This window comes from Taklimakanibacter lacteus, assembly GCA_003576695.1.
GTDB classification, from domain to species: domain Bacteria; phylum Pseudomonadota; class Alphaproteobacteria; order Rhizobiales; family Aestuariivirgaceae; genus Taklimakanibacter; species Taklimakanibacter lacteus.
In genome coordinates this window covers 80,923-105,310 of sequence record QOZQ01000003.1, presented here as the reverse complement: position 1 = coordinate 105,310, position 24,388 = coordinate 80,923, and the positions used below count along the sequence as shown (strand labels likewise).

General features: G+C 61.7%; 21 protein-coding genes and 1 tRNA gene. 5 read left to right on the top strand and 17 right to left on the bottom strand.

What is annotated here, in order from left to right; all coding sequences use genetic code 11:
* Positions 1–28: 28 nt before the first annotated feature.
* The 4 genes from lspA to DT068_RS06120 all read right to left on the bottom strand — a co-directional run bounded on the left by lspA (position 29) and on the right by DT068_RS06120 (position 4,108).
* Positions 29–508, bottom strand: coding sequence for a signal peptidase II (gene lspA, locus DT068_RS06135; protein WP_368904474.1), 480 nt, complete (start codon positions 506–508; stop codon positions 29–31).
* Positions 505–3,438 (bottom strand): isoleucine--tRNA ligase, encoded by a 2,934-nt coding sequence (gene ileS, locus DT068_RS06130; protein WP_119388926.1) that lies wholly within the window; start codon positions 3,436–3,438, stop codon positions 505–507. Before ileS ends, lspA begins: the two co-directional genes overlap by 4 nt.
* A gap of 75 nt (positions 3,439–3,513) precedes the next feature.
* Complete coding sequence (locus tag DT068_RS06125) at positions 3,514–3,810, bottom strand: HigA family addiction module antitoxin (protein WP_119388925.1); 297 nt, start codon at positions 3,808–3,810, stop codon at positions 3,514–3,516.
* A 16-nt stretch (positions 3,811–3,826) separates the two neighbouring features.
* Positions 3,827–4,108 carry a type II toxin-antitoxin system RelE/ParE family toxin gene (locus DT068_RS06120; protein WP_119389283.1) on the bottom strand — a complete coding sequence of 94 codons (282 nt, stop codon included), beginning with the start codon at positions 4,106–4,108 and terminating at the stop codon, positions 3,827–3,829.
* A gap of 162 nt (positions 4,109–4,270) precedes the next feature.
* Here DT068_RS06120 and DT068_RS06115 point away from each other — a divergent pair, with 162 nt between their 5' ends.
* Entirely contained in the window at positions 4,271–7,135 is a 2,865-nt protein-coding gene (locus DT068_RS06115; RefSeq protein ID WP_119388924.1) for a caspase family protein, read from the top strand.
* A 142-nt stretch (positions 7,136–7,277) separates the two neighbouring features.
* On the opposite strand, the gene DT068_RS06110 is transcribed toward DT068_RS06115, so the two are convergent.
* The 11 genes from DT068_RS06110 to DT068_RS06060 all read right to left on the bottom strand — a co-directional run bounded on the left by DT068_RS06110 (position 7,278) and on the right by DT068_RS06060 (position 17,592).
* Positions 7,278–8,039 (bottom strand): anti-sigma factor family protein, encoded by a 762-nt coding sequence (locus tag DT068_RS06110; RefSeq protein ID WP_119388923.1) that lies wholly within the window; start codon positions 8,037–8,039, stop codon positions 7,278–7,280.
* A complete protein-coding gene (locus DT068_RS06105) occupies positions 8,036–8,545 on the bottom strand; it encodes an RNA polymerase sigma factor (RefSeq protein ID WP_119388922.1) in 510 nt (169 codons plus the stop codon). Before DT068_RS06105 ends, DT068_RS06110 begins: the two co-directional genes overlap by 4 nt.
* 38 nt (positions 8,546–8,583) lie before the next feature.
* Positions 8,584–9,870 carry a DUF3422 family protein gene (locus DT068_RS06100; RefSeq protein ID WP_119388921.1) on the bottom strand — a complete coding sequence of 429 codons (1,287 nt, stop codon included), beginning with the start codon at positions 9,868–9,870 and terminating at the stop codon, positions 8,584–8,586.
* Between the two features lie 194 nt (positions 9,871–10,064).
* Positions 10,065–11,426: a glutathione-disulfide reductase gene (gene gor / locus DT068_RS06095; RefSeq protein ID WP_119388920.1), complete on the bottom strand. Its 1,362-nt coding sequence runs from the start codon at positions 11,424–11,426 to the stop codon at positions 10,065–10,067.
* A 2-nt stretch (positions 11,427–11,428) separates the two neighbouring features.
* Entirely contained in the window at positions 11,429–11,944 is a 516-nt protein-coding gene (locus DT068_RS06090) for a DUF2059 domain-containing protein (RefSeq protein WP_119388919.1), read from the bottom strand.
* A 16-nt stretch (positions 11,945–11,960) separates the two neighbouring features.
* Complete coding sequence (rpiA, locus tag DT068_RS06085) at positions 11,961–12,662, bottom strand: ribose-5-phosphate isomerase RpiA (RefSeq protein WP_119388918.1); 702 nt, start codon at positions 12,660–12,662, stop codon at positions 11,961–11,963.
* Entirely contained in the window at positions 12,652–13,356 is a 705-nt protein-coding gene (locus DT068_RS06080) for a hypothetical protein (RefSeq protein WP_119388917.1), read from the bottom strand. The genes rpiA and DT068_RS06080 overlap by 11 nt, the downstream gene beginning before the upstream one ends.
* On the bottom strand, positions 13,353–13,763 hold the full coding sequence (locus tag DT068_RS06075; protein WP_119388916.1) for a RusA family crossover junction endodeoxyribonuclease: 411 nt from the start codon (positions 13,761–13,763) through the stop codon (positions 13,353–13,355). The genes DT068_RS06080 and DT068_RS06075 overlap by 4 nt, the downstream gene beginning before the upstream one ends.
* 14 nt (positions 13,764–13,777) lie before the next feature.
* Entirely contained in the window at positions 13,778–15,253 is a 1,476-nt protein-coding gene (locus tag DT068_RS06070) for an NAD-dependent succinate-semialdehyde dehydrogenase (protein ID WP_119388915.1), read from the bottom strand.
* Positions 15,254–15,399: 146 nt separating this feature from the next.
* On the bottom strand, positions 15,400–15,798 hold the full coding sequence (locus tag DT068_RS06065; protein ID WP_162914027.1) for a hypothetical protein: 399 nt from the start codon (positions 15,796–15,798) through the stop codon (positions 15,400–15,402).
* Between the two features lie 60 nt (positions 15,799–15,858).
* Positions 15,859–17,592: a hypothetical protein gene (locus tag DT068_RS06060; protein ID WP_162914026.1), complete on the bottom strand. Its 1,734-nt coding sequence runs from the start codon at positions 17,590–17,592 to the stop codon at positions 15,859–15,861.
* Between the two features lie 83 nt (positions 17,593–17,675).
* Between DT068_RS06060 and gph the strand changes: the two genes are divergently transcribed.
* From gph to DT068_RS06040, 4 genes are all read left to right on the top strand, one after another.
* Entirely contained in the window at positions 17,676–18,347 is a 672-nt protein-coding gene (gph, locus tag DT068_RS06055; protein ID WP_119389282.1) for a phosphoglycolate phosphatase, read from the top strand.
* Between the two features lie 40 nt (positions 18,348–18,387).
* A tRNA-Val gene (locus DT068_RS06050) sits at positions 18,388–18,463 on the top strand.
* A 211-nt stretch (positions 18,464–18,674) separates the two neighbouring features.
* Positions 18,675–18,914, top strand: a complete 240-nt coding sequence (locus tag DT068_RS06045; protein WP_119388912.1) for a GIY-YIG nuclease family protein — start codon at positions 18,675–18,677, stop codon at positions 18,912–18,914.
* 358 nt (positions 18,915–19,272) lie between these two features.
* Complete coding sequence (locus DT068_RS06040; RefSeq protein WP_119388911.1) at positions 19,273–20,607, top strand: hypothetical protein; 1,335 nt, start codon at positions 19,273–19,275, stop codon at positions 20,605–20,607.
* A 182-nt stretch (positions 20,608–20,789) separates the two neighbouring features.
* On the opposite strand, the gene DT068_RS06035 is transcribed toward DT068_RS06040, so the two are convergent.
* Both DT068_RS06035 and DT068_RS06030 read right to left on the bottom strand, forming a co-directional pair.
* Positions 20,790–22,535: a hypothetical protein gene (locus DT068_RS06035; RefSeq protein WP_162914025.1), complete on the bottom strand. Its 1,746-nt coding sequence runs from the start codon at positions 22,533–22,535 to the stop codon at positions 20,790–20,792.
* 7 nt (positions 22,536–22,542) lie between these two features.
* Entirely contained in the window at positions 22,543–24,138 is a 1,596-nt protein-coding gene (locus DT068_RS06030; RefSeq protein ID WP_368904541.1) for a tetratricopeptide repeat-containing sulfotransferase family protein, read from the bottom strand.
* Between the last annotated feature and the right edge of the window lie 250 nt (positions 24,139–24,388).

Here is a 24,388-nt window from a genome sequence, read left to right as displayed (position 1 = left end):
CCCCGGCAATCGGGCAATTCCGTGACCGCTACCTCGTTCTGCCCTCTCTTAGGGATTCATAAACCAAGAGGGCCACCCCGGCAACGATGGCTACATCGGCGAGGTTAAAAATGTACCAGTCGAAGCTGCCGACATGGAAGGAAAAGAAGTCGGCCACAGCGCCATGGACGGCGCGGTCGAAGGCATTGGCAAGCGCTCCCCCGAGGATGAGCCCGATGGCGGCGGCGGTCACCGGCCGCGTCACCTTGGCGAGCCATACCCACAGCCCGGCGCTGATAGAAAGCGCCACGGCGATCAGGAGCCCCTGCGAGGTTCCCCCCGACAGCCAGCCATAGGAAATGCCGCGGTTCCAGGCGAGCACGATGTCGAAAACGGGAAGCAGCGCGATCGGCTCACGGCTCGCGATATCGACGACATGCAGCATCCACCATTTGAAGGTCTGGTCGATGCCGAAGCTGAGCGCGGCGAAGACCAGCCCCAGAACCGACAGGCTGCCCCACAGCCTCACGCGAAGAGCTTTTTCTTGTGACGCTTCTGCCATTCGCGCACCGCATCCGCATCGCGCGGCGTGATATCGGGGAATTCCCTGTCGCTGCCGACGGCCGGCGTGATCTTCCAGGATCTGGCGCATTTGCGCCCCTCGGCCGGCTTGAACACGACCGCCACGCCCTTCACGTCATCGAGACGGAAGGCGTCGGCCGGCCCCTCGCCTGCGACGAGCTTCGCCTCGGAGGTGATCGCCATCTCGGCGATGTCGATGCCTTCAAGCAGCGCCAGCACATCCTTGTCCGCGACATGGATCTCGGGCGCCGCTTCCAGCGATGAGCCGATCGTCTTCTTCACCTGGCGCTCGATCTCGAGCGCGCCGGTGATCACCCGGCGCACATCGCGGATCCTGTCCCACTTGCCGGCCAGATCGGCATCGATCCATTCGGCCGGCGGCGAGGCGAACTGCATGAGATGGACGGAGCTCTTTTCGCCGGCGAAGCGCGACAGCCACGCTTCCTCGGCGGTGAAGCAGAGGATGGGGGCGAGCCAGGTCGACAGGCAATGGAAGAGCTGGTCCATCACGGTGCGGCAGGCGCGCCGGCGCAGCGACGACGGCGCATCGCAATAAAGCGCATCCTTGCGGATATCGAGATAGAAGGCCGAGAGATCGACATTCATGAAATTGATGAGGGTGGCCACGACCTGCTTGAAGTCATAGGCGCGATAGCCCGCAACGACGCTCGCATGGATGTCGGCGAGCTTGTTCAGGATGTAGCGCTCGAGCTCCGGCATGTCCTTGGGATGGAGGCGCTCGGACTCCTCCCAGCCGTCGAGCGTGCCCAGTATGTAGCGCAAGGTATTGCGCAGCTTGCGATAGGCCTCGACATTGCTCTTGAGGATCTCAGGCCCGATGCGCTGGTCGTCGGCATAGTCGGTCGAGGCAACCCACAGCCGCAATATGTCGGCGCCCGACTGCTTGATGACGTCCTGCGGGAAGACCTGGTTGCCGAGCGACTTCGACATCTTGCGGCCGTCCTCGGCCATTGTGAAGCCATGGGTGATGACGGTGTCGTAGGGCGCCCTGCCCCTGGTGCCGCAGCTCTCGAGCAGCGAGGAATGGAACCAGCCGCGATGCTGGTCCGAGCCTTCGAGATAGACATCGGCCGGCCAGCGCAGATCGGGGCGCTGCTCGAGCACGAAGGCATGGGTCGATCCCGAATCGAACCACACATCGAGGATGTCGTTCACCTTCTCCCATTCATTGGGATCGGTGACGCGGTCCTTCAGGAAACGCTCATGGGCGCCGTCGGCGAACCAGGCATCCGCACCTTCCGCCTCGAAGGCGTTGGCGATGCGCTCATTCACTTCCGGATCGTTGAGAACGACGCCGGTCGCCTTGTCGACGAAGACGCAGATCGGCACGCCCCAGGCGCGCTGGCGCGAGATCACCCAGTCGGGACGCGCCTCGATCATGCCGCGCAGGCGGTTCTGCCCGGCGGGCGGCACGAACTGGGTGTCATCGATCGCCTTCAGCGCCTTGGCGCGCAGGCCGTCATTCTCGCCATCTCCCATGGAGATGAACCATTGCGGCGTATTGCGGAAGATGATCGGCTTCTTGGAGCGCCAGCTATGCGGATACTGGTGCTTGAGGCGGCCCCTCGCGATCAGCGCATTGGCGGCGATCAACGCCTGGATGACGGCCTCATTGGCATCGCCCTTCTCGCCCTTGTCGGTGAGCACACGCTTGCCGGTGAAGGCCGGCGCCTCGGCGGTGAAGGTGCCGTCGGCGTCGACGGTGAAGGGGATCTCGGTCCTGATGCCCATCGTCTTGAGCTTGCCCAGATTGGCCTCCCAGACATCGAAGTCGTCGGCGCCGTGGCTGGGTGCGGTATGCACGAAGCCGGTGCCGGCATCGTCGGTGACATGGTCGCCGGCGAGCAGCGGCACGCGGAAATCATAGCCGAGTGCCACCAGCGGATGCGCGCAGGTCGCGATCCCGGCGATATCGACATCGGCGAGCCGCTTGAACTCCTCGACGCGGCAGGCCTTGAAGGTCTCGCTCGCGAGATTGTCGGCAAGGATGAGGCGCTCGCCGGTCTTCGCCCAATTGTCGGCTGGCGCCTGCACGATCTCATAGAGGCCATAGGCGATCCTGGGTGAATAGCTGATGGCGCGGTTGCCGGGGATGGTCCAGGGCGTGGTCGTCCAGATCACGACGCTCGCCTTGGCGAGATCGCCCTTGGGCGCGGTGCCGTCGGCCATGAAGGTGACCGGGAATTTCACATGGATCGTATCGCTGGTGTAGTCCTGGTACTCGACTTCGGCATCGGCCAGCGCCGTCTTCTCCACCACCGACCACATCACCGGCTTGGAGCCCCGGTACAATTGTCCGCTCACGGAGAATTTCATCAGCTCGCGGGCGATCTGCGCCTCGGCCGCGAAGCTCATGGTAGTATAGGGGTCCTTCCAGTTGCCGATGACGCCGAGGCGCTGGAATTCCTCCGACTGCACGTTTTTCCAGTGCTCGGCGAAGGCGCGGCATTCCTGGCGGAACTCGTTGATCGGGATCGCATCCTTGTTCTTGCCCTTGGCACGGTACTGCTCCTCGATCTTCCATTCGATCGGCAGGCCGTGGCAGTCCCAGCCGGGAACGTAATTGGCGTCCCTGCCCGACATCTGCTGCGAGCGGACGATCAGGTCCTTCAGGATCTTGTTGAGCGCGGTGCCGATATGGATATTGCCATTGGCATAGGGCGGGCCGTCATGGAGGATGAAGAGCTCGCGGCCCTTGGCGTCCTCTCTGAGGCGGGCGAACATGTCCATCGCCTGCCAGCGCTTGAGGATGTCCGGCTCCTTTTGCGGCAGGCCGGCTTTCATCGGAAAGTCGGTCCTGGGCAGGAACAGGGTCTCGCGGTAATCGCGTACCGGATTGTCGGTCTTGTCGTTCATTGTCTTCTGTCAAATTGGGGTGTTCGGGCGCGCTTGTAACAGCGAAAACCCGAAGGGAAAAGGGCTGGCTGTCCTTCAGGCGGCCTTCATAGGCTCAATGGCCTTGATCTCCTTGGCGAGCCCCAGCTCAGCAGTCTCCTTGTCATAGTCGCTCTGAAGATGGAGCCAGAAATCGGCACTTGTCCCGAAATAGCGGGCAAGCCTGAGCGCCGTGTCCGCGGTGATGCCAATCTCCTCGCGGACAATTCGCTCGATCCTGGTCCGGGGCACATTCAAGGCCTTCGCCAAGGCATATGCGGTCATCTGGAACGGGATCAGGAATTCTTCGCGCAGGACTTCACCGGGGTGAAGCGGGGGCAGTTTCTTGGACATCGGAATCCTCGAGACCTCAATGATAGTCAACAAATTCAACTTCTTCCGCATTGTTATCGACCCACCTGAAGCAAATCCGGTATTGATCGTTGACACGGATTGAATACTGGCCGTCTCTGTCTCCCCGCAATCGTTCGAGCCGATTATTGGGCGGCACTTTCAGATCTTCGAGCCGGGCGGCACGGTGAACCATCCTCAGCTTGCGGCGGGCAACCTCCAGGATATTCGCGGGGAAACCTTTCGCCGCCTGTCCGTTGAACGCCGCTTCGGTCACCTTGTTTTTGAAGCTCTTGATCAAGACCAACCTTGTATCATTTATTGATACGTCAGCGCAACAGCTATTGTATCAAAAAGAGGATTATATTGATACATGTTGATGATGAACAAACCCATCAATCATAATCTTGCCGTGCGGGCATGATTTTCCCTGCGCCCCTTCACCGCGATCCGGGACGGCAAGATGACGTGGTTAACGAGACTGCTGGGCTTTTTCTCCCTTGGCTTCATGGCGCTGGCCACCTCGGCCCAGGAACTCCCCAAGGAGCCGATGCTGCGCATCGATGGCGGCATGCATACCGCCTCCATCCGGCGTCTCGATGTGAGCGCTGACGGGAAGATCCTGGTCACCGGGTCCGAAGACAAGACGGTGCGCGTCTGGTCGCTGCCCGAGGGCCGGCTGCTCAAGACCTTGCGGCTGCCGGCGGCGCCGGGCGATATTGGCAAGGTCTTTGCGACGGCAATCAGCCCGGATGGGAAGCTGGTGGCGGCGGGCGGCTGGGATGACGTCGACAACACCGCGCTCGATTACTACGTCTACATCTTCGACCGGGTCACCGGCCATATTCTGGGCCGGCTCGGACCGCATCCGCAGGTCATCGACGAGCTCACCTTCTCGCCGGACGGCAAACGCCTCGCCGTCGGCATGGGCGGCAGCGCCGGCATTGCGGTCTGGGACACGGCGCAATGGAACCGGATACTCACCGACGGCGAATATGGCGACCAGGTGAACGGCATCGCCTTCAGCTCGGCCGGCGAGATGGCCGTCACCTCGCATGACCGCGGCCTCAGGCTTTATGGCGCCGATCTCAATCTCAAGGGATCGATCCATGCACCGAGCAATGACAGGACGGAGGGCGTTGCCTTCTCGCCGGACGGCAGCAAGCTGCTGGTGGGCTATGTCGGCACCATGGCGGTCGATATTCTCGATGCCAGGAGTCTTCAGCGTCTTTATCAGGCCGACACCAGCGGGCTCGCCATCGGCGATCTGGCTGCGGTGGGCTGGTCTGATGACGGACAGACGATCTTTGCCGCCGGTGATTACTACACACAGGGCGGCGTCGAACGCATGCAGATGTTTGCCTGGGACAAAGAGGGGCAAGGCAAACGCCGTGCCCACGATGCCGCTGGCAACACGGTCATGGATCTCAAGGCCCTGCCAGGCGGCGGCGCCGCCATTGCGGATGCCAATGGCGGGTTCACCGTCTATGACGCGAAGGGCGACATCGTTCTGCGCAAGACGAGCATTGCCGCCGATCTGCGCGGCGAGCTCGGCGAGAATTTCACCGTCAGCGAAGACGGCATGCGCGTGCGCTTCGGTCTCGGCATCGAGGGCCAGGACCCCTGGCTCTTCGATATGGCGACCTTGCGCTTCACCGAAGCGCCGCAGCCGCCCGGCGATCTCAAGCCCGCCAATGTCACGAAGCTCGACGTCAGGAACTGGCAGGACGAGTTTGAACCTACCGTCAGCGGGGCTCCGCTTCAGCTCGACCGCAATGAAAGGAGCCGTTCGCTCGCGATCGAGGAAGATGGCGAGACCCTGGTGCTCGGCACCAACTGGTCATTGCGCCGCTACACGAAGAAGAGCACGCCGCTCTGGTCGCTTGCGGTGCCTTCCATTCCCTGGGGGCTCAACATCACCGCCAGGGACCAGTTGCTGATTGCCGCCCATACTGACGGCACGATCCGCTGGTATCGCCTTGCCGACGGCGCCGAGCTCCTCGCCCTCTTCGTCGATGCGACCGACAAGCGCTGGATCGCCTGGACGCCCACGGGATATTACGCGGCCTCGCCCGGCGGTGAAGATCTGATCGGCTGGCATGTCAATCGCGGCTTCGACCAGGCGCCCGATTTCTTCCCGGCCAGCCAGTTCCACGACCAGTTCTACCGGCCCGATATCGTGCGCGAGGTGTTCAACACCTATGACGAGGACCAGGCGATCAAGAACGCCAATGCCAAAGCGAAGCGCCCGCCGCGCAAGGAAGAGATCACCGATATCCTGCCGCCGGTGATCGAGATCGTGAAACCGGCGGAGGGCACGTCCGTCACCGAGGCGGTAGTGACGCTCTCCTATCGCGTGCGCACGCCGGACGGCGAGCCCGCGGATGAGATCGAGGTGCTGATCGACGGCCGCCCGCAAGGCCAGCGCGGCGCGGCGGTGGTCAATGAGGATGACAGCCTGAGCCTCGATGTGACGATCCCGGCGCGCGATGTCGAGGTGGCGCTCATCGCCAGGCAGGGCGACGCGGTGAGCGTGCCGGCGCGGGTGACGCTCAAATGGGCGGGACCGCCTTCCGAGGACCAGATCAAGCGCAAGCTCTATGCCGTCTTCGTGGGGGTGAGCGACTATGACAAGGCCGGCCTCAAGCTCAATTTCGCCGATGACGATGCGCGTGACTTTTCGGCCAGCGAGGCGGCACAGCAGGGCAGCCTCTATGAGGCGGTCGAGGTGAAGCTCCTCACCGACAAGGAGGCGAGCGCCGACAATATCCGCTCGGCGCTGGGCTGGCTCGAGGACAAGGTCGGCCCTGAGGATGTGGGCATGCTGTTCCTGGCGGGCCATGGCGTCACCGACGCCAAGCAGCGCTTCTATTTCCTCCCCGTGGGCGGCGATCCCGAAGACCTGCGCTCGACCGCGATCGGCGAAAGCGAGATCCGCGAGGCCATCTCCTCGCTCGCCGGCAAGGTGCTGTTCTTCATCGATGCCTGTCATTCGGCCGACAGCCTCAAGGGCGATGTCGCCCAGGCCGATGTGACGGCGGTCGTCAACCGCATGGCACGCGCCGATGCGGGCGTCATCATGTTCGCCTCTTCCGGCGGCAACGAATTGTCGCTCGAGCGCGCCGACTGGAATAACGGCGCCTTCACCGAAACGCTGCTCGCCGGGCTTGCCGGGGCCGCCGACTACGAGAAGGACGGCAGCATCTCGACCGCCGAGCTCAATCTGTGGCTGACGACGCAAGTGAAGAAACTCACTGGAAATCGTCAGAACGCGGTGATGCTCAAGCCCGACACGGTGCCGGATTTCCCGGTGGCGCGGGTGAAATAATAGTTGCCTCTCAAACCGTCATCCCGGCGAAAGCCGGGACCCATTCAATAGGGCCAACCGGGCGGCGCTGCCCATGTTGAATGAATTTAGTAGGCCCCGACTTTCGTCGGGGTGACGATGATTTTTTCGAGAGCCTCTGCGCTCAGCTCTCGAAGGACTGATAGACGAGATGGGCCAGCGAGACGATGTCGTCGCGGCTGGTCTCGCCGGCGATGACGAACCCTAAGGGCCCGTCGAGCCAGTAGCAGGCGGTGACGCCCTGCTTCTCGACGACGAGGAACTTGCTCTCCCGGCCGCCCGCATTGGCGGTGAGGAAGATGGTGATGCGCCGCTTGGCCTGGTCCTCATACATGAACTGCGCCGCCGGCTGGTCGCCCGCCGCCAGCAGGCGCCCGCCCATGAAGCTGTAGCCGCGCGCCGAGAGATCGGGAATGACCAGCTTCTGGCCGACGCGCTTCGACAGCCAGGTCGTCAGGTGCTCGCTGTCATTGGCGGCAACCTCGACCGCATGGCGGCTCTCGCGCGAATAGATCTCATGCGCCTCGATGGCCAGATCGGCGAATTCCATCGCCTTGGGCGGGTTCATCTGCTGGCTTCCGAACCAGCCCGCGGCGCCGCCGATCAGCAGCAGAGCGAGGGCGGCGGCAATGGCGGCGGGCGAGAACGAGAAACCGCGGCGATGGCGCAGCGCCGCCTTGATCTGGGGCGGCACTGTTTCGTCGAGCGCGGGGTCGAAGGCTTCCTTCAGCCATGATTTCTGGCGCCGCCAGGCCTCGACCTTGGCGCGCGCTTCCGGATCGGTGGCCAGGCGCTCGTCCAGCGCCCGGCATTCCTGCCCGGCAATCTCGCCATCGGCATAGGCATGCAGTGACCAGTCTTCGCTGTTGTTGGCCGGTTCCGTCATTTCACTCGTCTCAAGGAGGGTTTCGCCCCCTCGCCTATCAGTTCGCGCAAGGCGCTGCGCGCCCGCGACAGCCGCGACATGACGGTGCCCACCGGCACGCCGGTGATCTCGGCCACGTCGCGGTAGCTCATCTCCTCCAGCGCCACGAGCACCACCACCTCGCGCTGCTGGTCGGGCAGCCGGTCGAGGGCCGCCGTCACCTGCAGGAACAATGTCTCGCCTTCCTGCGAGGGCCTTTGCATGACCTCGGGATCGGAGAGGTCATCCACCGTCTTGACGATCCCGGCCCGCCTTTCCCGCCTCAGCCCGCTCACATGGATGTTGCGCAGCACGGCATAGAGCCAGGCTCTCAGCGGTCGCGTCGGGTCGTAGAGATGGCTCTTCACCAGGGCCCGCTCGACGCAATCCTGGACAAGATCGTCCGCCAGCGCCGGATCGCCGGTCAAAGCCCGGGCGAAGCGGCGCAGATAGGGTATCTCGGCAGTGAGATCAGCGCGGAAAGTCATCTCCGACCTTTATTCCTGATACAGCGCCCAAAGGCACCTTATTCCATCGGATGGGCGGGAGCACGCTCCGAATGGCGGCGCCTTATGCCAAGCACGATCAGCGCAATGGTGACGACGGTCGCAACCGTCAGTCCTGCCTTGATGTATTTGACATCGATGCCGAGCGCCGCATCGGGAAGGATGTCGAGCACATAGCCCAGGAGGCTCGCCACGTAATAGCTGATGGCGGCGATGGACAGGCCCTCGACCGTCTGCTGCAATCTGAGCTGCAGCCTGGTGCGCTCGCTCATCGCCTTCAGCAGATTGCCGTTCTGCTCCTCGACATCGATATCGACGCGGGTGCGCAGCAGATTGGCGGCATGCATGAGCTTGTAGGAAAGGTCCATCTGGCGGTCCTGCATGCTGAAGCAGGTGCGCATGGCGGGCATCAGGCGCCGGTCCATGAAGGCGGTCACGGTCTGCAAGCCATCGATCGGGCGCTCGCGCAGGGCGCCGAGACGGGCACGCACGATCTCCGAATAGGCCCGCGTGGCCCCGAAACGGAATTGCGACTGGGTGGCGCCCGCCTCGAGCTCGCCCGCCACCGCCATCAGACGGTGCAGCAGGGCCTTGTTGGCGGCGAGCCCCTCGCTCCTCGTCATCTCGGCCGTGATGTCGCCCAGCGACTGCTCGATGCGGCGCACGACCGGCTGCAGCCTTTGCGCCTCAGGCAGGCCGAGCAGGCAGAAGGTGCGGTAGGTCTCGAGTTCGAGGAGCTGCTGGATGAAGATGCCGGCCCTGGGCGCCGACATGCCGCGGTCGAGGACAAGGATGCGCACGAAGCCGTCATTGGCGGCCAGGAAATCGGTCGCCACCAGCGCATCGCCGGCTTCCGTCTCGAAAGCCACGAGACTCGCCTGATCGAAGACCTTCTGCCAGCCCTCGCCATCGGCCTCGGACAGGAAATGAAGGTCGACCGCCACCATCAACGGGCCCGGCTGCGGCAATTGCAGCATCGCCTTCTGCAATTCGCCACCCGGGCGGGCGAAGGGTGTCCGGTCGGGGCTCGCCAGTTCCCAGGTATAGGTCGTGAATTCGGCATGCTGTTCCCAACGCAGCGCCGAGTCGGCGAAACCGACGCGATAATGCTTCGAGGCAGCATCGGGCCCGCGATGGCCGCGCGCCGCGACGAATTCGCCAAAGGCGGCGCGATCCTGCGCGGCAAGCTCCGCATCGGTCATGAAGGCGAAATGCAGCAGGCGCAAAGGCGGTGAAACGGCCGCAAAGGGCCTGGCATGAACCTCGCCAAGCACGGCGCCACGCAAGGGATGCGGCTCGAGGGTCATCGCTTACCTTCAGCAGATCCGAAAGATCGAATCATAGTGCGATGATGGCGCCACGGCATGTGTCGCCGGGTCGCATCCAGAGCATCGGACCGAAAAGTGCGCGGCGGCTTTCGGATAATCCGATGCGCAAACAAAAAGATAGAGCGCCGCGACGATTCCATCAGAACGTCCTGCGCGCTAGATTGGATATTTGATCAATCCGTCCATTTCTGGCGCATGGTGACCAGTTCCTCGGCGGCGGTCGGGTGCAGCGCCATGGTCGCGTCGAAATCGGCCTTGGTCGCCCCCATCTTGACGGCAATGCCCAGAAGCTGCGCCATCTCGCCGGCATCGGGCCCCATGATGTGGCAGCCCAGCACCTTGTCGCTCGCAGCATCGACCACCAGCTTCATCAGCATGCGCTCGTCGCGCCCGGACATGGTGCCGCGCATCGGGCGGAAGGACGTCTTGTAGATGTCGATGCTCGGATGCAGCTCGCGCGCCTTCTCTTCGCTCAAGCCGACGGTGCCGATCTCGGGCTGCGAGAAGACGGCCGTCGGCACGTTGGTATGATCGACGGCGATATGGCGGCCGCCGAACACCGTATCGGCGAAAGCGTGGCCTTCGCGAATGGCGACCGGCGTCAGGTTCAGCCGGTTGGTGACGTCACCGACGGCGTAGATGTTCTCGACACTCGTGCGCGAATAATCATCGACCTTCACGGCATAATGCGGGGTCAGCTCGACGCCGACCTTCTCCAGATCGAGGTCCATGACATTGGGGATGCGCCCGGTCGCATACATGATCTGGCCGGCGCCGAAGACGGTGTCGTCATTGCAGGTGACGCGCACGCCATCGCCCGAGCGCTCGATCCTGGCGACATCGCAGCCCAGGCGGAATTCGATGCCCTTCTTCCTCATCTCGGCGGTGAGATGGTCGCGCAGATCCTCATCGAAGCCGCGCAGGATCTTCTCGCCGCGGTAAATCAGGACGGTCTCGACACCGAGATTGTTGAAGATGCCGGCGAACTCGACCGCGATATAGCCGCCGCCGACGATGCAGATGCGCGCCGGCAGGCGTTCGAGATGGAAGGCCTCGTTCGAGGTGATGGCAAGCTCGCGTCCCGGCAGATGCAGCGGCACGAAGGGCTGCGCACCCGTGGCGATGAGCACATGTTTGGCGGTGACTTCGCGGCCCGTCGACAATGCCAGTCGGTGGCGATCGACGAAGCTGGCGCGCGCCATGATCAGCTCGGCGCCCGCGCCTTCGAGATTGCGGATATAGGCCTTGTTGAGCCGGTCGATCTCCTTGTCCTTGTTGGCGACGAGCGTCTGCCAGTCGAAGGACACCTTCTCGGTCGTCCAGCCGAAGCCCACCGCATCCTCGAAGGCCTCGGCATAGTGGCTCGCATAGACGAAGAGCTTCTTCGGCACGCAGCCGCGGATGACGCAGGTGCCGCCGACGCGGTATTCCTCGGCGACCGCGACCTTGGCGCCGTGCTGTGCTGCGATGCGCGCCGCCCGCACCCCGCCCGAGCCCGCGCCGATGACAAAGAGATCGTAGTCGTATTGGGTCATCGTCAGAGCTTGCCTTGGGCGCGCAGGACGTCGATTGCCAAAAACCAATGACGCTCTGTTGAAGACGCAATCTTTGGATAAATTGTGGAATATACCTCCTCGTCATAGGCACCCACCTTGGCAAGGAAGGTTTGTCCCAGAGGTGATCTATAAAAATCAAGCAGTCCTTGCATCTCGGAAGACGAGAAATGCTTTGCAAAGACTCTTGTTATCTCCGGTCCTAGATCCAGATATTCCTGAACCAGACGAGTGGTGAGTTCCTCTTCAAGCGCTTTCTCTGCGCCCTCTTTCAAGGATGGAAGCGTACTCTTCCAGGAGGAAACCGCTTGGCGGGCGTAGGCCGCCATATACACTTTCGCCGCACTATCAAATCCCGCGACAGTCATAACTTCTTTCGCCAGAGCGAGTCTTTGCGCATCGCCCTCGTCCGCCAAGCTCGCGATGTCGAGAGTCTGATTTGCCAAGAAGCCGCAGCAGAAGAAGAGGACGGCGAAGGCAGCAGATTTCAGGCCGTTCATTCTTTTCGTTCCTGAATTATGAAGCTTGGCGCCTCAGCTCCTGGATCCCATGCGCCGTGGCGATGAGGGCGAGCGACGCCATGCCGATGAACAGGCCATGGTCGACGACGCCCGGGATGGAGGAGAGAGCGGCGGCAAGCTTTTCCACATTCTCGATACGGCCGAGCGCGCAATCGAGGATGACATTGCCGTTGTCGGTGACGTAGGGCTTGCCGTCACGCATGCGCAAGGTGATCGGCCCCTTGTTGCCGGACCAGGCGAAAGCCTGCTCGATCTTGACGCCCGTGGCTTTCAGGCCGAAGGGCACGACCTCGACGGGCAAGGGAAATTTGCCAAGGGTCGCCACCTTCTTGCTGTCATCGGCGATGACGATCATCTTGCGCGAGGACGAGGCGACGATCTTCTCGCGCAAAAGCGCGCCGCCCCCGCCCTTGATGAGGCGCAGGTCGCTGTCGAGCTCATCGGCGCCATCGACGGTGACATCGAGCACCGGCGTCTCGTCGAGCGTGGTGAGCCTGATCCCCAGGCCTTCCGCCTGCTTGCGGGTGGCCTCCGAGGTCGGCACGCAGACGAGATCCCAGCCCTCTTTCACCTTCTCGCCCACCGCATCGACGAAATGCTTCGCCGTCGAGCCGGTGCCGAGGCCGAGCTTCATGCCGGAGGAAATATGGGCGATAGCGGCCAGCGCCGCCGCCTTTTTCAAGTCATCAAGACTCATGAAACCCCGGGGCGCCCACGCGCAGAAGCTTTTCGATCAATTGGAACAGTCCCTTGATATCTTCGGCGTTGACCTCTTGTTTCAGGTATCCATGCGCGATCAGATTCCGCAAACGAAGGAGGTCTATCGCACTTGCGGCGTCGTCATCCGAGATCAGACCCTCCGTAACTAAATTATCGATCACGCCCTTTGAATTCAGCGCGTCCCTGGGCAAGTCGATATCATGTTCCAACAGTACCCTGCGCCCTGCGGCTTCGAAGAGCGGCCAGCCGAATAGGAGCTGAACCTTCAGATCGCCAATCGACTCTTCGTCGGCCGTCAACTCTACGAAATCTCGTTTCAGAGCACGAAAGTCCGATTCCAACTCTGCGAGCGAAGGAACCAGCAGCCAGCTCTCTTGGAGGGCTCTGTCGGCCAGAACAATATCTAACCTCCACTCCTTGTGCTTCGCCACCTCGCGCGCCAACTGCTCCAGATTCTTCGCTTTCTGGGCCGGTCCTTTGATCTCACTGATCCCAATGACCACCCCGCCCTCTCCCGCAGCCGGACGGGCAATCGCGTCGGGACGATAGCTTCTCAAAAAAGGCGGCAGGTCATTGGCATCGGGTTCGATAATGAATCTGAAACCCTCTCCCTCATAACGGGGCTGCAGCGACTTCAGAAGCTTGGTTTCCATGTTGCGCTCGGCGCTCATTTTGGCAGCTCCGTATGATCCGGCCCATAGCCTATTCGTACAAACACAAATTCAGGCAGCGAGCTTAAAGCATCCACCAAGCACGGCGGGGCTTCTCTGACTGTCAGGTTGGCAACTTTTTGCGTCTTCCTGGCAGTCACCTCAAAGATAAGATTATCGTCATCGAAAGCCAAACCCTCGAGTGAATCAAGTATGGGCTTGATTATATTGTCCACATCAAGATCGGTACTTCCGGTGAAGAAGTAAGCTATCCGAGCTGACAGTTCACCTCGCATTGGCAAGGCCGCCGCTGGCCAAGCGGATGCGGCGGCGATCTTCACTCTTTCTTTCCAATCAGCCCGGGCTTTGGGACTCTTTGTCTGTGGGGTGCGGGGAGTCCCCCGCACCACGAAATCAAAGAGCTCCATATGGTCAACCTGATCTACGAACCGAGACCGCCCATCAGCATGTATTTGATCTCGGTGAATTCCTCGACGCCATGGCGCGAGCCTTCGCGGCCGATGCCGGATTCCTTGACACCGCCGAAGGGCGCCACCTCGGTCGAGATGATGCCTTCATTGATGCCGACCATGCCATATTCGAGGCCCTCGGCGACGCGCCAGACGCGGCCGATGTCGCGCGAATAGAAATAGCAGGCGAGGCCGAATTCGGTGTCGTTGGCCATGCGGATCGCTTCCTCTTCGGTCTTGAAGCGGAAGAGCGGCGCCACGGGTCCGAAGGTCTCCTCGCGCGCCACCGCCATCTGCGAGGTGACATCGCGCAGGATGGTGGGCTCGAAGAAATTGCCGCCCAGCTCCTTGCCGCCGGTCACGACCTTGGCGCCCTTCTTGACGGCGTCATCGATATGCTCGCGCACCTTCTTGACGGCGGCCAGATTGATCAGCGGGCCGGTGGTGATGCCCTGCTCGACGCCGTTGCCGACCTTGAGCTTCTTCACCGCTTCGGCGAATTTCTCGGCGAAGGCGTCATAGACCTTGTCCTGCACCAGGATGCGGTTGGCGCAGACGCAGGTCTGGCCGGCATTGCGGTATTTGGAGGCCATGGCGCCCACGACCGCGGCGTCCAGATCGGCATCGTCGAAGACGATGAAGGGGGCGTTGCCGCCGAGCTCGAGACCGACCTTCTTCACGGTCGAGGCGCATTGCTGCATCAGCAGCTTGCCGATCTCGGTCGAGCCGGTGAAGGTCAGGATGCGCACCAGCGGGTTCGAGGTCATCTCGCCGCCGATCGGCTTCGCCTTGCCGGTCAGGATATTGAAGACGCCGGCCGGAATGCCGGCGCGCTCGGCCAGTTCGCACAGCGCCAGCGCCGAAAGCGGCGTCTCGCTCGCCGGCTTGCAGACGAAGCTGCAGCCCGCGGCCAGAGCCGGGCCCGCCTTGCGGGTGATCATGGCATTGGGGAAATTCCACGGCGTGATGGCGGCGACGACGCCGATCGGCTGGCGGATGGTGACGATGCGCGATGTCGGCCAGGGCGAGGGAATGGTCTCGCCATAGATGCGCTTGGCCTCCTCGGCGAAGAACTCGACGAAGGACGCGCCATAGGCGATCTCGCCGCGCGATTCGGCGAGCGGCTTGCCCTGCTCGGCGGTCATGATCTGGGCCAGGTCCTCCTGGTTCTCCAGCATCAGGTTGAACCACTTGCGCAGGATTGCGGCGCGCTCCTTGGCGGGCCTGGCGCCCCAGGCCTTCTGGGCCTTGGCGGCGGCTTCGATAGCGGTCCGGGTCTCGGCCTGGCCCAGATTGGGCACCGAGGCGATGACGTCCTCGTTCACCGGGTTGGTGACGTCGATCACGTCCTCACCGCCCACCCATTTGCCGTCGATGTAGCATTTATCCTTGAGCAGCGACTTGTCCTTCAGAATGTCGCGCAGCGCCTGGGTCTTGCGAATATCCATGATCAGGTCTCCTTGTTCCTCAAGCCTTTGCCGTCCGGATCCGTGCGGGCCCCGACGGGCTTGGCAAAATGATGGGGGCGCCGGGAGGCGCCTCTCGCCGGCGGCCTCTTAGCACAGAGCGGCAGAAAACCGCAAAACCTGCCCTCTCATGGCTGCTGCGCGGCGCAGACAGTCTTGTTGGAGCCGGAGCTGGTATCCTGAAAACAGAGCCAGACCTTGCCGGCGATCTTGTCGACCCGGTAGACGCCCGTCTCGGTCTTGAAGGGCGAGCGCTTCACCCCATAAACGCCGGGTTTCTGCGGCCCGGCATTCTCGCCCGCCGGATCGCAGACGGTCTTGCCAATGGTCGTCCCTTCGACCTTGGCCCAATAGCAGAAATTGATCTCGCCGGTCGCGGTGTTGAGCCGATAGATGGCGTTGATTTCGGGGCTATTGGGGATTTCGAACTCGTAGAGCGCATCGGCCGCCCTGGCCGCGGGCGAATAGGCCGCAGCCGCCCCCAGCAATGCCAATAGAACTGCATACCGTGCCTTGCCGTCCATCATCGTCTCCCTTCCCTGTTTGCGACCGGGCCGGATCGTAGCCTTCCGGCGGCGGCTTGCAAATCACACCTGCGGCTTTTGGATCGCGGCCACGTTGTCAAACAGCCTTCGAAAGGCATTCTTCACGGCCTCGATTATCTCGGGAAGGTCGTCACCGTCCTCAAGGGCGAAATTCATGGCGGCATTGGTCTCGAAGAACAGAATGCGTCCATCCGGCAACAGGTCGAAATCGATGCCGAAATAGTCGAGCGGGGTTCTGGCGCTAATTTCGCGCAGCGCCGTCATCGCCGGCTTGCCGAGCGTCTCTTCCGGGCGGCGCAGGATGTTCAGCGCCAGGGCGAAGGCCGTGCCCCTGGTATCGAAGGCCATCAGATTGCGCTTGTCCTTGGCGCGGTGGACATTCCACAATGGGCCGAAACGCACGTGGAGCATGAGCAACTCGCCGCCGATCACCACCGCCCGGATCTTGCGATAGGCGCCCTCGGGCACCGGGTTGTGAATGTATTCGATGGCGTAAAGCTGCGGACTCTTCGAGGTAGAGAGATAATAGGCAAGCTCGCCCGGCGTTTCGATCTTCACTGTTTCCGCGCCCTCTTGAGTGAACGGGCTGCGGATGATGACCGGGAAGCCAAGCTCTTCGCCGATCACGCGGACCAGCAAGGGGCGCTTCTGAGGTTCATTTGCTATGCGCATGATCTGAGGCACGACGAGACCGGGGATGCCCGTGAGGCGCTCAGCATTGCGCTGGCGCGTTGTGAGACAGGCGCGGCGCGGATGATTGATCACCGGCAGGCCGAAGCTGTCGGCATAGTCGGCGATGAATTCAAGCTCGTTGCTCCTGGAGAGAACCTCGGAATTCGTCCAGTTGTTGATGATGATTTGCGGCCGCGGCAATCCGCTCAGAGCGGCCTTCGCTGAATTCGCCTCTGGAAAAATTGACAGGAAGCGATATTCATCATTCATCTTCCTGAGCAAGGTCGCCGGTACATTCTCCGAAAAGTGCAGCCTTGCCGATGAGCAGGCTTCCATGATGAATAGGGGCGCCACGTTGAGGACGCCGATCAGCAGCCGTTGATTCGGCATCTTGGCGGATAGAAACGTCGGAATAACCTCACGAGCCCGGCGGCTCAGCACTTCGGCCTCTTGGTGGCGACCCGCTGCTTTTGCAGCAGCGGCATGGGCGATGAGGAGCGCGCCATTGCTCCTCTGTTCTTTAGAGGTGTGGACGCTCAGAAGCTCGCGGATCTTCTCAGGAGCCCCGGCCGCCACCATGACTGGAGCAACGGCCGCAAGGAAATCCGCATCGCCGGCGAAGGCGGCGAGGATGCCGTCAAGGAGCCGCAGAGCCAGATCCTTTCGCTCGAAATGGATGAGGCTGCGGGCGAGCGTAACGATTATCGACCGGATATCCCTGTCGAGCGGAAGTTCCTTTGGCCAATCCGGGATATCGAGACCGTCGAGGAACGTCGTGGGTTGGGCTGTGATTTTGTCTTTCAGCTGCATGGCGACGACAAAATTGGCGATGTTGCGCAGTCTGAGCGGAACCGTCGCTTCGATGGAGAGGCAGGTGCGCCAACTCGCCAGGGCCTCCTCGTTCTTGTCGAGCCGGAGCTGCGCGATGCTCAACAGCCCCCAAATGTCCGCATTGGCGGGCTCTGCCCGCAAAAGGTGGGCATACATGGCCGCTGCTTCGCCGATTTTCCCTGCCTGGTGCAGGGCAATGGCGCGCTCACGCGTTATCGACTGGATACCGTCCGAATTTGGCATCACCCGCGCCGTTGCCAAGCCTGTCGCCATCCGATCGTAGCGCTCCGGCGGCAGCTTGCAAATTGGTGCGGCGCATTCTAGATCGCAGGTCCACCTTTCACATCATCGTCATCATGAGCAGCAAAGCCGTCATTTTCGATCTCGACGGGACCCTCGTCGACACCGCGCCCGATCTGTGGCGCGCCACCAATCACTGCCTGGCGTTGCGCGGACGCCGGGAAGTCACGCTCGATGAAGTACGCGCCTTTGTCGGGCACGGCGCGCGCAAGCTCATCGCACGCGGGCTTGCCGCCACCGGAGAGCCCCTGGGCAGCGATGACATTGAAGCGCTCTATGGCGAGTTCGTCGCCTATTACGGCGACAATATCGCCATAGGCAGCGCCCCCTTTCCGGGATGCCTCACTTTGCTCGACCGGCTGGCCGCCGAAGGTGTGAGCCTCGGCATCTGCACCAACAAGCTCGAAGGGCTTTCGGTAAAACTGATCGAGGCGCTGGGCATGGGCGCCTATTTCGGCGCCATCATCGGGCCGGACACGATCGGGGTCGCCAAGCCCGATCCCGCTCCCTATCGCGAGGCGCTGAAAAGGATGAGGGGCGAGCAAGGCCGCTCGCTGCTGGTCGGCGACAGCGAGACGGACGTGCTGACGGCCCGCGCCGCCGGGGTCCCCATCATCGGGGTGACTTTCGGCTATACGGCCCACCCCATCGAAACCTATGGGCCCGATGCCCTGGTCGGCCATTTCGCCGAGGCCTATGAGCCGATCATGGCCGCGCTCAATTCTTGACTTTGGCGAGGGCTCGACCCTATATCGCGGCACCCTCAGAGGGCGATTAGCTCAGTTGGTAGAGCACTGTGTTCACATCGCAGGGGTCACTGGTTCGAGTCCAGTATCGCCCACCAGCCTTCGCTCGCGAAGCGTGCGAAGGCTGCCGCGCCGGAGCCCGCAGGGCGAAGGCGGGCCGGTTTCCGCGAGCTACGGCTCGGCAAGCCTCTGTGCCACCCGTTTGCGTGCGTAGATCAGCCCTGTATATCCTGCATTAATTCGCTCGCGAAGCGCGCGAAGCAGGCCGCAGGCGGGCCGGTTTTTCGGGCAAATCAGCGCTAAACTCCAATGGTCTATGTCTACATTTTGCAAAGCATAGACCACCCGCAGCGATACTATGTGGGGGTAACTTCAGACCTGCGGTCACGCTTGGAGCGGCATAATTCGGGTCAGGTGCCGCATACGGCTAAATACGCTCCCTGGGCTATCAAGACTTACATGGCCTTTTCGGACAAAGAAAAGGCCTTCGCATTCGAAAAGTACCTCAAATCCCCATCCGGCCGAGCCTTTTCAAAAAAACGCTTATGACAGCTAGACTTAGAGGCGACCCGACCGCCGGTTGATCGTCTCGCCGATTTGCGTCCGCGATTCTCCAAGATGGCGCCTATCCCTAGGTAATTTTCAACAATATACTGAAATCTTAGGTTGCATACCCGCCTGCCTAAGTTAAGAATCCGTGTTTTTCCCAGGTATTTGCCCGGCCCAGATGTGGCAAACCGGCAACACTCGCCAGGATTCCGTCACAGAGTCGCCAAGGTTACTTGACCCCACAGTCACGCAGGATGATTGTTTCGCTATGCACGATTCAGGTCGTGCAGCCTTCCAACGCCAGTTTCGTAGGGGATCGGGGGGCAGTTTTTAAAACCCAGAATGTGGGAGAACCATAATGAAAATGACAAAGTGGGCACTTCTGGCCGGGGCGGCGATCGCTGTGACGGCTACGGCTGCCCGCGCTGACGATCTCGGTGCCCTCAAGGCCCAGATCGAGGCGCTGCAGAGCCGCGTGTCGCAGCTCGAGGCTCAGCCGCAGGCGTCGATGCCGTCGGGCTACAGCCTCCTGTCGATCCGCGACGGCCAGGGCACCTTCGAGGGCGTCCTTGCCGAGCGCAATGCCGACAAGGTGCGTGAGTCTTCGGGCTTCACGCTTTCGGTCGTTCCGACGGCTGACGTTGCTCCGGTGGCGGAAGTGTCGGTGTCGGGCGAAATCCGCACGGCGTTGATCTACAGCGACTTCGACGCCACCGAACGGGGTGACAATGTCGACGTCGCGGTCCGTGGCCGTATCTTCATCAAGGGCAAGGTTGACACCGCGGTCGGCGAAGTGGGCGGCTATTTCCGTCTGCAGGCGGCGGGCGGCAGCAACTTCTCGGATTATTCCGAGAGCGCTGTGATGAACAAGGCCTATGGCTGGTGGAAGTTCGCCCCGTCATGGGAGCTGATGGCTGGTTACAACGACCACACGGCCGCTCTTCAGGCCGGTTGGGACTGGATGGCGGCGACCGGCCCGGTCAACTCCTTCGGTCCGTCGAACATCAACAACGAGCAGTTCCGCCTGACCTATGCGTCCGGCCCGCTGTCCTTCGCGATCTCGGTTGAAGATCCGGATGGAGCGTTAACAGCGGTCAACGTCTCGGATACGGGGCTAATTACTGCAGCGACTCTTGCGGTCGTCACAGGTTCTACGGTGGATCGTTCGGACCTTCCGAATCTCCAGGCCTACATCATGTACTCGTCGGACAGCTTCACGGCTCAGCTGGTGGGTCTGGTGCAGGATGATGACTTCGGCGACACGGACTGGGCGGTCGGCGGTGGCGGCACGATCGGCATCAGCGACGGCTTCCAGATCACGGCGGCCGCCGTGTTCGGCGAAGGCACGACCTCCTATGCCAACAATGTCGGGCCTCTGACGAATGACGAAGAGTTCTGGGGTGCCTCGGTCGGCATCATCGCCGGCCTCTCGGAAGACACCCGGTTGGAACTGGGTGCCGGCTATGAGGACTACGATGTATCTGGTACGGCGCTGGGCTTCGGCGGCGGCATCTACTGGGATCCGGTCAGCCAGGTCACGCTGGGCATCGGCGCGACCTATATCGATCGTGACGACACGCAGGGCTTCGGCATCGCTCCGATCTCTGAAACCGAAGAGCATGTTGAAATTGTCGATGAAGACGACAATGACAGCCTGCAGATCTTCTTCGGCACTTGGCTGCGCTTCCCGTAAGCGAATTGAGGACAAATACCTGGCATCGGTTGCTCCCGCTTCTGGATGCCAGGCTGGTCCCCTACAAGGGCCCCCGTTGCAAGCCGCAGCGGGGGTCTTTGCTTTTGCTGATTGCGGCCATAGGCGACTTGTGCGAGATTGCCTGCCCCGCAGGCTCTCGCGCGCCTCTCGATCCGGAATATTCAGCTCACCTCGGGGGCGTTGGCCGCAGCTGACGGGCCGGGCGGCGGGTTCTCGAAGAGGCGGCGATAGGCCTTGCGCATGGCCAGCCGCGTTTCCGGCAAATCCTCTCTTTCGCGCATGCTGATATGCATGGCGGCATTGGCTTCAAAGAACAGGATGCGCCCGTCCGGCATCAGATTGAAATCGATGCCGTAAATGTCGAGAGGCGTGCGGTTGCGGATTTCCCGCAAAGCCTCCATCGCCGGCTTGCCGAGCGCCGCTTCCGGGCGCTTCAGAATCTCCTGGGCGAAAGCCGTGGCGGTGCCCCCGGTATCGAAAGCCGTGAGGCCTCTGCGATCCTCGGCCCGGTGGACATTCCACTGCGCCCCGAAATGCACATGCAGCACGAACAGCTCGCCGCCGATCACCGCTGCCCTGATCTTCCGGTGAGCCCCCTCGGCTATGGTGTTGTGGAAATATTCGATCGCATAGAGCTGCGGATCTTGCGCATTGGCAAGATAGGCGCTGAGTTCGGCAGCGGTCTCGATCTTCGCCGTCTCCCATCCCTTCTGCCCGAATGTGTTGCGGATGATCACAGGGAAGCCGACTTTCTCCTCGACCACCCGGACCACGAGGCCGCGCTTCTCGGGCTCATTGATGATTCTGAGGACGCGCGGCACGATGACATTCGGGATTCCGGCCAAACGCTCGGCATTGTGCTGGCGCGTGGTGACCGCGGCGCGGCGCGGGTGGTTGATTACCGGAACACCAAAGCTGTCGGCGTAAGCGGAGATGAAATCGAGCGTGTCGGGCTTGGTGAGGACCTCGGCATTGACCCAGTTGTTGATGATGATCTGCGGCCTCGGAAGGGCCGCGAGGGCCCCGGCCGTAGACTGCGACTGTGGAAATATCGAGAGAAAACGAAACTCGTCATTCATCTTCGAAACCAGAGTCGCGGGCGTAGCCGCGTTGAAATGGAAGACGAACGGGGTAAACGCCCGGGTGATGATCTTGGGTTCTGGGCTCAGCACGCCGATGAGCATGCGCTGGTTCGGCATTTTGCGTGACAGATAAACCGGAACGGCCTCCCTTGCCCTGCGGCTCAGGGCCTGCGCTTCCTCCGCTCGTTCCATTGCCGCGGCGGCCGCGGCATGGGCGATCAGAAGCGCTCCATTGTCACGTTGTGATTCTGCCGTAAGCGGTTGAAGGAGCGCGAGTGCCTTTTCGGCGTCGCCGGCTTCGAGCATCACGGGAATGGCCACAGCGAGGAAGTCAGGATCGCCGGAAAGACCTGCAAGCGCGCTGTCCAGCAGCCGCAATGCCTCTTTCCTGTGATTGAAGTCGACAAGACATTGCGCCAGCGCCACGATCACCGAGCGACCGGCCTTGTCGAGCGGGAGGTCCTGGGGCCAATCCGGAATTTCCAGGCCATCGAGGAAATCGGTGGTGAGCCCCTCATATCCAGGCTGCAAGGAGCGGACCTCGTCCATCTGCTGCATGGCCAGCAGGAAATTCGCGATGTTGCGCAGCCTGCCCGGCACCGTCTTCTCGAGCGCGAGGCTCTTGCGCCAGCTGGCCAGTCCTTTCTTCTCCTGGCCAAGCCTCAGTTGCGCAACCGAGAGCAACCCCAGAATGTCGGCATTGGCCGGTTCCGCCCGCAGAATCGTCTCATAGGCGTCGATCGCCTCGACGATCCTGCCGGCCTTGTGCAAGGCGAGCGCCCGATCCCGCCCCGCCAGATTCTCAATGCCGCGAGCCTCATTCACCTGCCACTCACCGATCAACGTCCGCCGGCTGCATCAGATCGCCCAGAGCTGTGAGTAACGGTTGCAGTTCAGATTCATAGCGACGCCAGCGCTCGACCGAACTTTTATAGATCGGGTTTCTGACCTGTTGCTTGCTGAATGTACGAACGGTCGACTCTGCCTCATGAAACTGGAGGCAGGCCGGGTCCCATGGCAAGCCAATGAAATCGATGAGCTTGCGCGATTCGCCTTCGAAATCCGCCGTGAGCCGCTCATAGCTGAGCTCATAAATCTCCAAGGGAAGGACCTTTTTCCAATGCTCCATGAGGCGCCGGTATTCGCGATAGTAGAGACCGAGATGCGTAAGATCCCGGCTGTAGGGATGCGCGTCGTTCAGCGGATTCTGGAAGCAGGACAGACATGTATCGGCCGGATTGCGTGAGCAGTGCACAATGCGGGCTTTCGGCAGCAGAAGCGCTGCAAATCCCAGATTGACAAAATTGTGGGGCAGCTTGTCGACGACCCGCACTTCGCCTCGCGCGTGAAAGCGCAGGAGATTGACATAGTTGTCCGCGATCTCGCGAATGCCATGAGCTCCAAGTCCGCCCCAGCCCTCAATGAATTTGTTCACATCCCTTTGGTAGCCATAGGCTGCCGCGAACTGGCCTATGCGCGTCAGTTCTCCGGCCCCGGCGGCCTGGCCGTGACTCGCGATCACCTGCTCGGTCAAGGTCGTGCCGGACCTGGGCATTCCGACAACCAGCACGGGAAGCTCACTTTCGTGTCCAAGACCGGCATATTCGCGAAACACCTCCGGAGTGAACTTTTCGATCGCCGCATCCACCCACTGACGAAATTTCTCGATGTCGAAATTTGCCGGATTCACCCGGTTTGCCTGATCGAAATGATCGAATGCCTGTGGATACTTGCCCTCCTTCTCAAGCATGAAGCCCAACGAGGTGTGGAGCTTGCCGGCAATTGGGCCGGGCAGATTGTCTTCGCCCAGCAGACGCTCGGCCTCAGCCATCAGCGGGGCATTCTGCCCCGGCTGGTTGTTTCGTGACATGGCATACAAGCTGTCGGCAAGCATTTTGCCATCTTGGTGCAGCTCTTGGTAATGGCGATTGGCTTCATCGCTTTTGCCCAGCGCATCGAGGGCTTCGCCAAGATGCCATTTCGCCTTCGCGTTCTTCGGCTCATTGCGCAGGGCACGTTCCAGATAAGGCAGGCCCAGGGCCGCCTTTCCGACCGACAGGTAATATTCGCCGATCGAGATCAGGGTGGGTGTCAGTTTCGGATCGATGGTGAGCGCGTTATGAAGGAATGGCAAAGCCAGCTCGATCGCCCGGAGATCGAGATAGAGACGCCCCAGATTGTTGAGATAGGCCGGGTTCCGAGGCTCCGCCTTGGCCGCGAACTCCAGATAAGGAAGAGCGCGACTGCGCTTCAACTGCTGGAGATAGATCATGCCAAGAATGGTATGAACCTCGGGCCGCTTGGGGTGACTATTGAGCAGCTCGAGCGCGGCCGTTTCAGCCTTGTCCATCTCGCCGCCCTGAATGAGCGACCCGATCTGGCGCACCCGCGCTGGCACTGCGTCCTGTCCAAGAGTTAGTTTCGTCATCGTCTTCAATCTGCACCGCCCATCCAGAATAAGGCTCCTGGCCATACGCTTTGCCGCATTTCCGAAGGGTCGCCAAGTGGGGCAATAGAGGCGTGCAAACTCGATGGAGGCCGGCTCGATGGTTCCAATCCCCCTTCGTGAAATCGGTGATTCGACAACCCCCTGAAATCAATTGTGTTTCTTGGGCCGTTTCCAGGGGCCGCCCCAATAAGGAACAGCGCCCTTTCGGCTCCTTTGCTCGGGGGCTGAT